The 11,272-nt window shown below is 71.7% G+C and carries 13 protein-coding genes and 6 tRNA genes; 10 read left to right on the top strand and 9 right to left on the bottom strand.

What is annotated here, in order from left to right:
* The first annotated feature begins 47 nt into the window (after nucleotides 1-47).
* Nucleotides 48-1,391, top strand: a complete 1,344-nt coding sequence (locus ASC60_RS34210; protein WP_199831122.1) for an IS630 family transposase — start codon at nucleotides 48-50, stop codon at nucleotides 1,389-1,391.
* 408 nt (nucleotides 1,392-1,799) lie between these two features.
* Here the strand turns inward: ASC60_RS34210 and ASC60_RS34205 are convergent, their stop codons facing one another.
* A complete protein-coding gene (locus ASC60_RS34205; RefSeq protein ID WP_055557594.1) occupies nucleotides 1,800-3,140 on the bottom strand; it encodes a serine/threonine-protein kinase in 1,341 nt (446 codons plus the stop codon).
* A 272-nt stretch (nucleotides 3,141-3,412) separates the two neighbouring features.
* Here ASC60_RS34205 and ASC60_RS34200 point away from each other — a divergent pair, with 272 nt between their 5' ends.
* Nucleotides 3,413-3,649 (top strand): hypothetical protein, encoded by a 237-nt coding sequence (locus tag ASC60_RS34200; protein WP_055557600.1) that lies wholly within the window; start codon nucleotides 3,413-3,415, stop codon nucleotides 3,647-3,649.
* A 275-nt stretch (nucleotides 3,650-3,924) separates the two neighbouring features.
* A complete protein-coding gene (locus tag ASC60_RS34195; RefSeq protein WP_055557593.1) occupies nucleotides 3,925-4,131 on the top strand; it encodes a hypothetical protein in 207 nt (68 codons plus the stop codon).
* 196 nt (nucleotides 4,132-4,327) lie between these two features.
* Here the strand turns inward: ASC60_RS34195 and ASC60_RS34190 are convergent.
* The 5 genes from ASC60_RS34190 to ASC60_RS34170 all read right to left on the bottom strand — a co-directional run bounded on the left by ASC60_RS34190 (nucleotide 4,328) and on the right by ASC60_RS34170 (nucleotide 4,775).
* Nucleotides 4,328-4,399 (bottom strand) — tRNA-Val (locus ASC60_RS34190).
* A gap of 11 nt (nucleotides 4,400-4,410) precedes the next feature.
* Nucleotides 4,411-4,482: transfer RNA gene (locus ASC60_RS34185), tRNA-Val, on the bottom strand.
* Between the two features lie 48 nt (nucleotides 4,483-4,530).
* A tRNA-Val gene (locus tag ASC60_RS34180) sits at nucleotides 4,531-4,602 on the bottom strand.
* A gap of 1 nt (nucleotide 4,603) precedes the next feature.
* Nucleotides 4,604-4,674, bottom strand: a tRNA-Cys gene (locus ASC60_RS34175).
* A 28-nt stretch (nucleotides 4,675-4,702) separates the two neighbouring features.
* Nucleotides 4,703-4,775 (bottom strand) — tRNA-Gly (locus tag ASC60_RS34170).
* Between the two features lie 158 nt (nucleotides 4,776-4,933).
* Between ASC60_RS34170 and ASC60_RS34165 the strand changes: the two genes are divergently transcribed.
* The 3 genes from ASC60_RS34165 to ASC60_RS34155 all read left to right on the top strand — a co-directional run bounded on the left by ASC60_RS34165 (nucleotide 4,934) and on the right by ASC60_RS34155 (nucleotide 7,740).
* Nucleotides 4,934-5,992 (top strand): chorismate-binding protein, encoded by a 1,059-nt coding sequence (locus ASC60_RS34165; protein WP_055557592.1) that lies wholly within the window; start codon nucleotides 4,934-4,936, stop codon nucleotides 5,990-5,992.
* Nucleotides 5,989-6,810 (top strand): aminotransferase class IV, encoded by an 822-nt coding sequence (locus tag ASC60_RS34160; RefSeq protein ID WP_055557591.1) that lies wholly within the window; start codon nucleotides 5,989-5,991, stop codon nucleotides 6,808-6,810. The genes ASC60_RS34165 and ASC60_RS34160 overlap by 4 nt, the downstream gene beginning before the upstream one ends.
* 84 nt (nucleotides 6,811-6,894) lie before the next feature.
* Entirely contained in the window at nucleotides 6,895-7,740 is an 846-nt protein-coding gene (locus ASC60_RS34155; RefSeq protein ID WP_055557599.1) for a GNAT family N-acetyltransferase, read from the top strand.
* Nucleotides 7,741-7,781: 41 nt separating this feature from the next.
* On the opposite strand, the gene ASC60_RS34150 is transcribed toward ASC60_RS34155, so the two are convergent.
* Complete coding sequence (locus tag ASC60_RS34150) at nucleotides 7,782-8,294, bottom strand: DsbA family protein (protein ID WP_055557590.1); 513 nt, start codon at nucleotides 8,292-8,294, stop codon at nucleotides 7,782-7,784.
* 135 nt (nucleotides 8,295-8,429) lie between these two features.
* On the opposite strand from ASC60_RS34150, the gene ASC60_RS34145 reads away from it, so the two are divergent.
* Nucleotides 8,430-8,936: a hypothetical protein gene (locus tag ASC60_RS34145; RefSeq protein ID WP_055557589.1), complete on the top strand. Its 507-nt coding sequence runs from the start codon at nucleotides 8,430-8,432 to the stop codon at nucleotides 8,934-8,936.
* Nucleotides 8,937-8,990: 54 nt separating this feature from the next.
* Nucleotides 8,991-9,176, top strand: a complete 186-nt coding sequence (locus tag ASC60_RS34140; protein WP_055557588.1) for a hypothetical protein — start codon at nucleotides 8,991-8,993, stop codon at nucleotides 9,174-9,176.
* Between the two features lie 23 nt (nucleotides 9,177-9,199).
* Here the strand turns inward: ASC60_RS34140 and ASC60_RS34135 are convergent, their stop codons facing one another.
* A complete protein-coding gene (locus tag ASC60_RS34135) occupies nucleotides 9,200-9,763 on the bottom strand; it encodes a CGNR zinc finger domain-containing protein (protein WP_055557587.1) in 564 nt (187 codons plus the stop codon).
* A 308-nt stretch (nucleotides 9,764-10,071) separates the two neighbouring features.
* The gene (locus ASC60_RS34130) at nucleotides 10,072-10,485 is read right to left on the bottom strand and encodes an SsgA family sporulation/cell division regulator (protein WP_003959770.1); all 414 of its coding nucleotides are present in this window, start codon (nucleotides 10,483-10,485) and stop codon (nucleotides 10,072-10,074) included.
* A gap of 190 nt (nucleotides 10,486-10,675) precedes the next feature.
* On the opposite strand from ASC60_RS34130, the gene ASC60_RS34125 reads away from it, so the two are divergent.
* Both ASC60_RS34125 and ASC60_RS34120 read left to right on the top strand, forming a co-directional pair.
* Nucleotides 10,676-11,131: a TIGR02611 family protein gene (locus ASC60_RS34125; protein WP_055557586.1), complete on the top strand. Its 456-nt coding sequence runs from the start codon at nucleotides 10,676-10,678 to the stop codon at nucleotides 11,129-11,131.
* A 52-nt stretch (nucleotides 11,132-11,183) separates the two neighbouring features.
* A tRNA-Val gene (locus tag ASC60_RS34120) sits at nucleotides 11,184-11,255 on the top strand.
* Nucleotides 11,256-11,272: the final 17 nt, after the last annotated feature.

The following is an 11,272-nucleotide window of genomic DNA, read 5'->3' as shown; positions in this document are numbered from 1 at the left end:
AGTGTGATGCGCCACAAATTTCGAGGTTAAGTCAGTAGTCTGTTGGTATGTCGCCGGGGCCTCGTGCTGTTGAAGTCGTTCTGTCCGATGAGGAGCGGGTGGAATTGTCCCGTTGGGCAAGTGGGGCGGTGGCGCCCCGGTTTGCTGAACGGGCGCGCATCGTGCTGGCGTGCGCGGACGGGGCGCCGAATGCGCGTGTTGCTGCAGAGGTCGGCGTAACGGTAGCGACGGTGAGAAAGTGGCGGGGGAAGTTCGCCGCTGAGCGCTTGCCTGGGCTGGAGGATGCCTTTCGTATCGGTCGGCCGAAGGCCGACCTGGTCCTGAGTGAGGCCGAACGGGCCCAGCTGACCCGGTGGGCCCGGCGAGCGAAGACCGCTCAGTATCTCGCGTTGCGTGCGAGGATCGTGCTGCGGTGTGCGGAGGGCGGGACGAACAGGCAGGCCGCTGCGGATCTGGGGGTTGACGCGTCGACCGTGGATCGCTGGCGTGCTCGTTTCGTCTCCGAACGCCTCGACGGCCTGCATGACGAGCCCCGGCCGGGCCGGCCACCCTCGATTCTCCTCGACCAGGTCGAGGAAGTGGTCGTGGCGACGCTGGAGTCCACGCCGGGTAAGGACACTCACTGGTCGCGGGCCTCGATGGCGGCCCGTACCGGGCTGTCGAAGTCCACTATCGGACGGATCTGGAAGAGATTCGATCTCAAGCCTCATCTGCAGGATTCCTTCAAGCTTTCGACTGATCCGCAGTTCATCGAGAAGGTCGTCGATGTCGTGGGTCTGTACCACAACCCGCCGGAGAAGGCGGTAGTGCTGTGCGTGGACGAGAAGAGCCAGATCCAGGCACTGGACCGCTCCCAGCCGGTGCTGCCGATGATGCCGGGCATGCCCGAACGCCGCACCCACGACTACCTGCGGCATGGCATCACCAGCCTGTTCGCCGCGTTCAACATCGCCGACGGCACCGTCATCAGTGAACTCCACCGCCGCCACCGGGCGATTGAGTTCAAGAAGTTCCTGGTCACCATAGACAAGGCTGTGCCGAGCGGACTCGACGTCCACCTGGTCTGCGACAACTACGCCACACACAACACCGCCGAGATCAAAACCTGGCTGGGCAAGCACCCCCGCTTCCACGTCCACTTCACCCCGACCGGCTCCTCCTGGATCAACCAGGTCGAGCGATGGTTCGGCCTGCTGACCGAAAAACTCGTCCGCCGCGGCGTACACACCTCGGTGAAATCCCTGGAGGACGACATCCGGGCCTGGATCGACACCTGGAACGAGGACCCGAAACCCTTCACCTGGACCAAGACCGCCGACGAGATCCTCAACTCCCTCGCCGACTACCTCGCCAGAATCGCCCCCTCTACCGAAAACCAGCAGCAGACTTAACCTCGAAATTTGTGGCGCATCACACTAGGACAGCGGGGGCTCCGCCCCCGGACCCCGGGTCGCCCGGCGGCCGTCGCCACGAGAGGCGGGACCGCTCCCACCCCCGCCCTGCGCCTGGCCGCCGGGGTGTACCGGAGCCGGAAGGGGGCGGGCCACTGGTGGGCGGTCGCGACTCGGCGGAAGGGGGCGGGGTCGCAGGGGTGGGGTCCTGGACGCTGACGTGTATTTGTGGCGCCGATCGCTCGACGTTCACGACATGCTCTGCGTCAGCGGCGCCGTAAATATACGGTCCAGGGCCCTGCCCCGGAGGCCCCGCACCCGGCACCCACCACCCCAGCGCCCGCGCACCCACCACGCACCCGCACCCGCACCCGCACGCGCACCGCGACCATCACTCAAGCCGCCAGGTCAGAGCCCGGCCTCCGGGCCTGCCCCCGGTGCCTCCGGTGCCCCCGGCGCCGTCGGCGCGGTCGGGATGCCCAGGCCGCGCGCCGGACCCTGGCAGCCCTGGGCCGCCGCGATGCCCAGCGCGACCAGCAGCGTCACCACCACGAAGACCGTCAGCCGCTGCCGCAGCAGCCGGACCCGGTCCGGGCCGCCGGGCCGGCGGCCGTTCGTACGGGGCGCGGGGCGCTGGCCGGTGCCGCGGCGCGGCGCGGGCGGCCGCGCCGGGGTGTTGCGCCCCGTCGGCCGCGCCGGGCCCGCGCCGGGCGGCGCGGACCGCGGCGACGACGCCCGCGGCGCCGCCGCGCCCCGGGACGGGGTACCCCGGGGCGGGGTGCCCCGGGGCGGCGTACCCCGGGAGGGCGTGCTCCGGGGCGGCGTGCCCGGTCCCGGCCGGCGCTCCGTGTGCTGGTCCGCGTACGCGTCGGCCCGCCGCCCCACAGGACGCCCGTCCGGGGCATGCCCAGGGGGCGCCCCGTGTCCGTGGGCCTCCCGCGCCGCGATCTCCTTGAGTCGCAGCGACAGCTGCAGCGTCGTCGGCCGGTCCTCCGGGTCCTTCGCGAGGCACGCGTGCAGCAGAGGGGCCAGCGCGTCCGGCACCCCGAGCAGCTGCGGCTCCTCGTGCACGACGCGGTACAGCATCACCTCGGAACTCCCGTGCCCGAACGGCGAATCCGCAGTGGAGGCGTACGCGAGTGTGGCGCCCAGCGCGAAGACGTCGGTCGCCGGGGTGACGGCCGCGCCCCGCACCTGCTCGGGCGCGAGGAAGCCGGGGGAGCCGACGGCCGTACCGACGTGGGTCAGCGTGCTGGCCCCGGTGGCCCAGGCGATGCCGAAGTCGATGATGCGGGGGCCCTTGGGGGAGAGGAGGATGTTGGACGGCTTGAGGTCGCGGTGGACGACCCCCGCCTCGTGCACCGCCAACAGCCCCTCGGCCAGCGCGGACCCGATGGACGCGACGTGCGCGGCCGGCAGCGGGCCCTCCTCGTTGACCTTGTCGTGCAGGGAGGGGCCGGGCACGTACTGGGTGGCGAACCAGGGCCGGTCGGCCTCCAGGTCCGCGGCCACCAGCCGCGCCGTACAGCCGCCGCGGATCCGCCGCGCGGCGGACACCTCGCGGGCGAACCGCGACCGGAACTCCCGGTCCTCCGCCAGATCCGGCCGGATGACCTTCAGCGCCACCCGCTGCCCGCGCCGGTCGGACCCGAGGTAGACGACCCCCATACCGCCCGCGCCGAGCCGCCGGTGAAGCCGGAAGGAGCCGACGACACGCGGGTCCTCGCGCCGGAGCCGCATCATCGCCATGTCCGTCCCCTACCTCCGGTGGGGAGCCCTTCCCTCACCCCTTGGTGGGGAGCCCCATCCGCTGCCGTCTGCTGCCGGTCCACTGCCGTCCGTCTGACGTGCACAGCTTACGGATTGACGGCCCCGCGCGCTGAGAGGCCGCGCATGCGTCGGCCTATGGATTGTCAGTGGTGCCTGGGACTCTGGAGAAGTGGGTCGCAATCGTGGCAATCCGTGCCCCGGTCTGCGCGTGCGTGATCTCAAAAGACCGTCTCAGAAGGGGGATTGAGGCCGTGAAGGGTGATCGTGTGGAGATAGTGGTGGACGCGGGCGACACGACGCGTACGTACGAAGTGGTGGCCGGGAGGGCGGGGCGGCGGGTCGAGACGGCGGTGCGGCGCGGGGTGGTGGAAGTGAGCGAAGTCACCCGAAACGGGTCCGTGGTGCGGACGGCCCGCTTCATGGCGAACCGGGTCCTGGCGCTGGTGGAGCAGCCGGTGCCGCGGGGCGCGGACGGGGACCGTGAGTAGGAGCCGCCCACCGGCCGTTCCATCCCTGGGAGGCCCCCCGGAAGGGCCCGCTCCGGCGGCCCTCTCAGGGAAGACCCCAAGTCCCGGACGGATTTCTCCACCCAGGGGAGTACGAGGCCCGGCCCGGCGTCATCCTCCGGGAGGCCCGGCAAGCGGTACGAGGGCATGACGCCGCGCACCGGGCCGCGCGCCTAATGTTGAGGTCAAGCGGCGGGTGCAGCACTCGTCCCCCGAGGTCAGACGCTCGCCGCTGCAGATGTGACGGAGGAAGGACGATGGCGGACACGGTGGGACGTACGGTCGTCAGGGCACGCGGGCGCCGCGCGCTTGACGCGTTCGGCAGCCCGCAGGCCGGCACGCGCCATCCCCTGGTCGCGGCGGCCATGGTGCTGCCGCTGGCCGTCCTGCTGAGCATCGCGTTCGGCGGCTGGGAAGCCGTCGTCACACAGGCGTCGTCCGTGGCGGGAATGCTGGGGCGCTGAGCGCCCCAGGTCCGGGAGAGCGGCCCGGGCCGGGGACTTCCGGCCATCAGCCCCGTGGGGACGGGGGTGCGGCGGACGGCACGAGGCCCGGACAGCTGGGGAGCTGTCCGGGCTCGCGCCGTTGACGCGCCGAACGGCGCACAGGACACACGGCGAAGGGCCGGAGCTTCTCGCTCCGGCCCTTCGCCGATCGGTGTGGACGATACTGGGATTGAACCAGTGACCTCTTCCGTGTCAGGGAAGCGCTCTCCCGCTGAGCTAATCGTCCCGGGGACTGCGTGCGCGATACTGGGATTGAACCAGTGACCTCTTCCGTGTCAGGGAAGCGCTCTCCCGCTGAGCTAATCGCGCGGGTGTGGGGCCGCGAGGACCCCAGGGGTGGGACCGCAGGGTCCCGAGTGGACGATACTGGGATTGAACCAGTGACCTCTTCCGTGTCAGGGAAGCGCTCTCCCGCTGAGCTAATCGTCCGAGGTGGAGACGGGATTTGAACCCGTGTAGACGGCTTTGCAGGCCGTTGCCTCGCCTCTCGGCCACTCCACCAGACGTGGAGGCATGAACCCCCACTCCGAGCGGACGACGAGATTCGAACTCGCGACCCTCACCTTGGCAAGGTGATGCTCTACCAACTGAGCCACGTCCGCAGGTGTCGTTTCCCGGGGCGCTTCCGCGTCCCGGCGACGTGTTGAACTCTAGCGGATTCCGGAGCCAGCTCAAATTCCGTTTCCGCAGCGTGCTGCCCTGCTCGCCCGCCGCGGTCCCTCCCGCGGCCCCCGTGACCAGGCGCCATAGACTCGCAAGCGTGCACGACCCGCTCCCTCTCGCCCGCTTCGGCGGCCTGCTCGCCACCGATCTTCGCGATGTGACCAGCGATCCCTCGGCTCTCGACACCGAGGGTTTCTGGGCTGTTGTCGCGGACTTCGAAGGGCGTGTGGTCTGTGCCCGCTTCGGTGACGTACGCCCCGAACCCGTCCCCGGTGCGGTGCCCGGCTCCTGGCGCGGGCCCCGGCCCACCGACTGGTCGTCCTCGCTGGACCGGGCCGGGTACACCGAGGGGGTCCGCCGCGTCCGCGACCGCATCGCGGCGGGGGAGGTCTACCAGGCCAATCTGTGCCGCGTGCTCTCCGCGCCGCTGCCCGACCCGCACGCGGCGGACGTGGACGCGCTGACCGCCCTGCTGGCCCGCGGCAACCCGGCCCCGTACGCGGGCACCGTGCGGCTTCCCGGGCACGGGGTGGAGGTCGCCACGGCCTCGCCCGAGCTGTTTCTGCGCCGCTCCGGCCGGACCGTGGAGTCCGGGCCGATCAAGGGCACCGGCCGCCGGGCGGAGGACCTGCTGGAGAAGGACCACGCCGAGAACGTGATGATCGTGGACCTGGTCCGCAACGACCTGGGACGGGTCTGCGCCACCGGCTCGGTGACCGTCCCCGCGCTCTGCGCGGTCGAGCCGCACCCCGGCCTGGTGCACCTGGTCTCCACGGTGCGCGGCGAGCTGGCGCCGGGGGCGGGCTGGGTGGAGCTGTTCACGGCGGCCTTTCCGCCCGGGTCGGTGACGGGGGCGCCCAAGTCCAGCGCCCTGCGCCTCATCGGGGAGCTGGAGACCGCGCCCCGGGGCCCGTACTGCGGCGGTATCGGCTGGGTGGACGCGGACCGGGGCACCGGCGAGCTGGCCGTGGGGATACGGACCTTCTGGATCGACCGGCCGTCCCCCGGCGCCGCCGTGCTGCGGTTCGGCACCGGAGCCGGGATCACCTGGGGTTCCGACCCGGACCGCGAGTGGGACGAAACCGAACTCAAGGCGGCGCGACTGCTCGCGGTAGCGTCGGAGGTACAACAGCCGACGGGAAGGACCATGCGGTGACGATCTGGCTCGACGGATCCCTGCGCGAAGCCGACAGCGCCCAGGTGTCGGTCTTCGACCACGGGCTGACGGTCGGCGACGGCGTCTTCGAGACGGTCAAGGCGGTGGACGGCCGCGCCTTCGCGCTCACCCGCCATCTCCACCGGCTGGCCCGCTCCGCGCACGGCCTGGGCCTGCCGGAGCCGGACCTCGACGAGGTGCGGCGGGCCTGCGAGGCGGTCCTCGCCGGCAACCCCATGCCGCTGGGGCGGCTGCGGATCACCTACACCGGAGGGGTCTCGCCGCTGGGCTCCGACCGGGGCACGGCGGGCCCCACGCTCGTCGTCGCGCTCGTCGAGACCCACCGCCGGGCGGACACCACCTCCGTGGTCACCGTCCCCTGGACCCGCAACGAGCGGGGCGCGCTGACCGGCCTCAAGACCACCTCGTACGGCGAGAACGTGGTCGCGCTCGCCCGCGCCCGGGAACGCGACGCCACCGAGGCCCTGTTCGCCAACACCGTCGGCGGGCTCTGCGAGGGCACCGGCTCCAACGTCTTCGTCGTCCTGGACGGCGAACTCCACACCCCGCCGCTCGCCTCCGGCTGCCTCGCGGGCATCACCCGCGCCCTCGTCCTGGAGTGGGTGGGGGCCCGGGAGACCGAGTTGCCGTTCGACGTCCTGGAGCGGGCCGACGAGGTCTTTCTGACCTCCACCACCCGGGACGTACAGGCCGTACGGCAGGTGGACGACCGGATCGTGCCCGGCACGCCCGGGCCGGTCACCGCCAAGGCCATGCGGATCTTCACCGAGCGGGCGGCCGCCGACATCGACCCGTGACGGGCACCGGCGCGGGCAAGCGGAACGGAAACCTTCCCCCGTAAACCTGGTGACGTGCGCCCCGGCGCCCGGTACAACACCATCGTGACCACCACCCTGCGGCCCACCACGCCCGAGCGGCACACCGACGACGGCGGGCGCGCGCGCTCGTACGAGGTGTGCGTCAACGGCCGTCCCGTCGGCGCCGTGCGGCTCACCACCGACACCCGGCTGGGCCCGTCCGTCGGGCGGATCGAGCACCTCCACGTCGACGTCGCCGACCGCCACCGCGGCCGCGGTACGGTCGCCGCGCTCGCCGCCGAGGAGGTGTTGCGCCGCTGGAACTGCTCCCGGCTGGTGGTGAGCGTCCCCGCCCAGGCGGCGACCGCCCTCGGGCTGGCGGCCGCGCTCGGCTACCACGAGCGCGGCCGCAGAATGATCAAACCGCTGACGGAGCCGCCCGAGCTGCCCCCGGGCGCCGCGCTTCGGGCCATGGCGGAGGCCGACTACCCGGCCTGGCACGCCCAGGCGCGCGCCCGGTACGCCCGCAGCGTGCGGGACAGCGGGCTCGCCCGGGAGCAGGCCGAGGCCAAGGCGGACACCGACTACGCGACGCTCCTGCCGCACGGCCCCGCCACTCCCGGCACCGTGCTGCGGGTCCTCGCCCACGACGGCACGGACGTGGGCACCCTCTGGGTCGCGCTGCGCGCCGGGGAGCCGGACGCGCAGGAGCGGGGCGAGGCGTACGTCTACTCCGTCGAGGTCGCCGAGGAGCACCGCGGGCGCGGCCACGGCCGCACCCTGATGCTGGCCGCCGAGCGCGACAGCCTGGCCGCCGGGGCACGCAGCCTCGGCCTGCACGTCTTCGGCGGCAACACCCCGGCGCTGCGGCTGTACGAGTCGCTGGGCTACGCGGTGGTGGAGTACAACCTCATCAAGCAGCTGCTCTAGGCGCGCTCCAAGCATCGCTCCAGGCGTGCTCGGCCGCCGCTCTAGGCGCGGTCGGCCAGCAGCCGGGCCGCGATCTCCTCGATCCGCTCCCGCAGCCCCTCCTGGCTCTTCCCGCCGTCCAGCCGCTCGCCGCCGATCACATACGTCGGGGTGCCGGTCACCCCGATCGCCTTGCCCTCGGCCTGGTCAGCGTCGACGATCAGGATGTGCCGCCCGTCGATCAGCGCGGTGTCCATCTCCTCGGCGTCCAGGCCGACTTCGCGCGCCACGTCGACGAGCAGCAGCTCACCCCGGGCGCCCAGCTCGTCGGTGCGCTCCAGCACGGCTTCGACGTAACGCCAGCCCCGCCCCTGCGCGACGGCCTCCTCGGCGGCCTGCGCCGCCGCGTGGGCGTGCCGGTGGCGCTCCAGCGGAAAGTGCCGCAGCCGGATCTCCAGGGCGTCGCCGAAGCGCTCGCGCAGGGCGCGCAGATCCGTCAGCGCGGTACGGCAGTCGGGGCACTGGAGTTCGCACCACACGTCGAGTACGGGTCGGGCGGGATCGGTGTCGCTCATGGGGGCCAGTCTTCCAGCCCCCACGGGCTCCTCCGAACCCGGAGATGACCCTGATCCCGGGCCCCGGCTGTGGCCTGTGCCGGCCGGCGGGGTGCACGATGGACATATCGCGCAACCCATCGGCGGGAGGAACCGATGCTGACCGACACGATCTGCGCGGCGCTGTCCGCGGCCGGTCTGGGCATCGCCGGTCTGACCGCGTACCGCAAGCGTTTCCGGGCCGCGGTCCGGATAGCGGCCTACGCGCTGCTGCCGGTGGGCCTGGCCCTGACCGGGATCCTGGACTGGCTGGCCGACCTGGTCCTCAACCCGACCGTATGGGCGGGTTTCGGCGTGCTGGGGCTCTCCTGGCTGCTGTTCCTGGTGAGCCGGGCGGCCGAGCGCCGGTCCGGCGGCACCCGTGAGGAGCGGCGCGCGGCGGCCGCCGCGGAGCGGGGCGGGACACCGGTCCCCGGGTCCCCGGACCTCGCCCTGGGGCCCGGCCGCGGGGCCACCGGAGCGAAGGCGGCGGGCAGGCGGAAGCCCCCGGCCGGAAGCGCCGCGAGCGGCCCCGGCGCATCCGGCGGCTCTGGCAGCTCTGGCAGCTCTGGTCCAGAAGATTTCTCAGACATCGAGGCCATTCTCAAAAAGCACGGGATCTGACCAGCTCCCGATCAAAAAACGCTCGCTGGTCGCAGCGGCGGTTCTGGCTGCGTCATGATCTCCGGCGAGATGCTGCAATCACCCGGGGAGCAATCCCCTATCGAAAGACCCCCTGTACCACCGAGCGACGAGCCGCGCGGCTGCCTGTTCGCCCTGTCCCAGCCGCCGCTGATGCTTTTCCTCGCCTTCATAGGCATGCTGCTCTTCGGCACCGCGCTCCATGACCTCTACCGGTGGTGACGCGACCCGCCGCCCGCGCGACGTCAGCTCGCGGCTTCCTTGCGCCGCGCGCGATACGCGGCGACATGCAGGCGGTTGCCGCAGGTGCGGCTGTCGCAGTAGCGCCGGGAGCGGTTGCGCGAGAGGTCCACGAAGGCGAACCGGCAGTCCGGGGCCTCACAGCGCCGCAGCCGCTCGTGTTCGCCCGCCACCACGAGGAACGCCAGGGCCATGCCGCCGTCGGCCGCGAGATGGTCGGCCAGGGACGCTCCCGGGGCGAAGTAGTGCACATGCCAGTCGTAGCCGTCGTGGTCGGTCAGCCGGGGAGTGGTCCCGGCGGCCGCGATCATGGTGTTGAGCAGTTCGGCGGTGTGCCGGGTGCCGCTGCCGGCCGTGGCGAAGACCTCGGCGAACCGGGCCCGTACGGCCCGTACGGCGGCCAGGTCGCGCTCACCGAGCGCGCCGATGTCGCTGACGGCGTTGCGCTCGACGAACCGGCGCAGCGCGGCGACGTCCGCGAGGCGGTCCTCGCCTCCGTTTCCGGGCGCGGTGTTCACCAGGTCGACGACCGCGTCGAGCGCACACCGGGTGTCGTGGTTGATCAGCACGATTGGCTCCCTGGCCCGCTGGGTCGGCGGTGGTCCTCGACTGCCCCTCGAATGCGCTCGACTCTAGCGGCGCCGGACGCGGAGCGTGACACGGCGGTGCCGCCGCCGCGGACGGTGCCACGGCGGCGGCACCGCCGCCTGCCTCTGCCACTTTGTGGGATGTCACTGCTTCGGGATGTCACTGCCGGGATGTCACTGCCGGGATGTCGTGCCGGGATGTCGTGCCGGAATGTTCACTACCGGAATCTCGCGTCCCGGCTCGCGCCGTCTCCCCGAGTCGGACGGTCGCGCTCAGCTCTCGTCGGGTCTCAGCTCTCCGCCAGGATGTGGGAGAGCTCTGTGTCGAGGTCGAAGTGGCGGTGTTCGGTGCCAGGTGGCACAGCGGCGTCGGTCCGCTTCAGGAACGACTCCAGGGCCCGCGCCGGGGCCTCGAGCAGAGCCTCCCCCTCCGGGGAGCTCAGGGCGATGCAGACGACGCCCTGGCCGTGGCTACGGGATGGCCACACTCTGACGTCGCCGGTGCCGGTGGGCCGGTGCAGGCCCTCGGCGAGAAGGTCGCGGGCGAAAACCCATTCGACCGTCTCTTCGGCTCCGGTGTGGAAGGTGGCGTGCACGGCGTAAGGATCGGCCGTGTCATACCGCAGTCCCGCGGGTACAGGCAGTGAGGACTCGCTCGACACAACGAGGCGCAGGTGCAGCTCGCAGCTGACCGTGGTGTTCATAAGCGCCAGGGCCTTTCGCTCAGTGTGCGCTCGGGGATTCGCACGTCGGCGAAATCGACATGCCACCTACGGTGCCGTTGTAAACCCCTCTGACCGTTTTGCGGGTCTTCCGATAGCTCAAGCGGCCGAGCCACGGGCCCGCCGGCGCCGCCAGTACAGTGACTTCGGCCGATCGGGTAGGTTGGGTCACATGAATGCGGAGAGTGACGAGCGACCCTCGGGCGCCGTGCCGTCGGCGCCCGCGGTCGCGACGGGGGACGGTGGATCGGAGGAGCCGGTTTTCGGGTCCCGGGCGCCGCGGTTCATCAAGCGGTCGCGCACCCTGCACCTGAGCTGGCAGGTCGGGGTCTTCGTCGTGGGGCTCGCGGTCGTGGCCGGGGGCATCATCATGCTGCCGCTGCCCGGCCCCGGATGGCTGGTGATCTTCGGCGGTATGGCGATCTGGGCGACCGAGTTCGTCTGGGCGCAACTGGTGCTGCGCTGGACCAAGCGCAAGGTCACCGAGGCGGCCCATCGCGCCCTGGATCCGAAGGTGCGCAAGCGGAACATCATCCTGACCTCGATCGGCGTGGTGATCTGCGCCGTGGCCATGACGGTGTACGTGTGGAAGTTCGGCCTGGTCATGCCCTGGAAGATCAAGGAGTGACCGTGATGGTCATGAGCACGGTCCGGCATACGCTAATGTTGGCCGTGCGCCCGGGCGATTAGCTCAGTGGGAGAGCGCTTCGTTCACACCGAAGAGGTCACTGGTTCGAACCCAGTATCGCCCACCCCGGACCGAGGGTCC

The sequence above is a fragment of the Streptomyces sp. NBRC 110028 genome, assembly GCF_001417735.1.
Classification (GTDB): domain Bacteria; phylum Actinomycetota; class Actinomycetes; order Streptomycetales; family Streptomycetaceae; genus Streptomyces.
The sequence above is the reverse complement of the archived record's forward strand: the minus strand, read 5'-3'. Positions and strand labels throughout refer to the sequence as shown.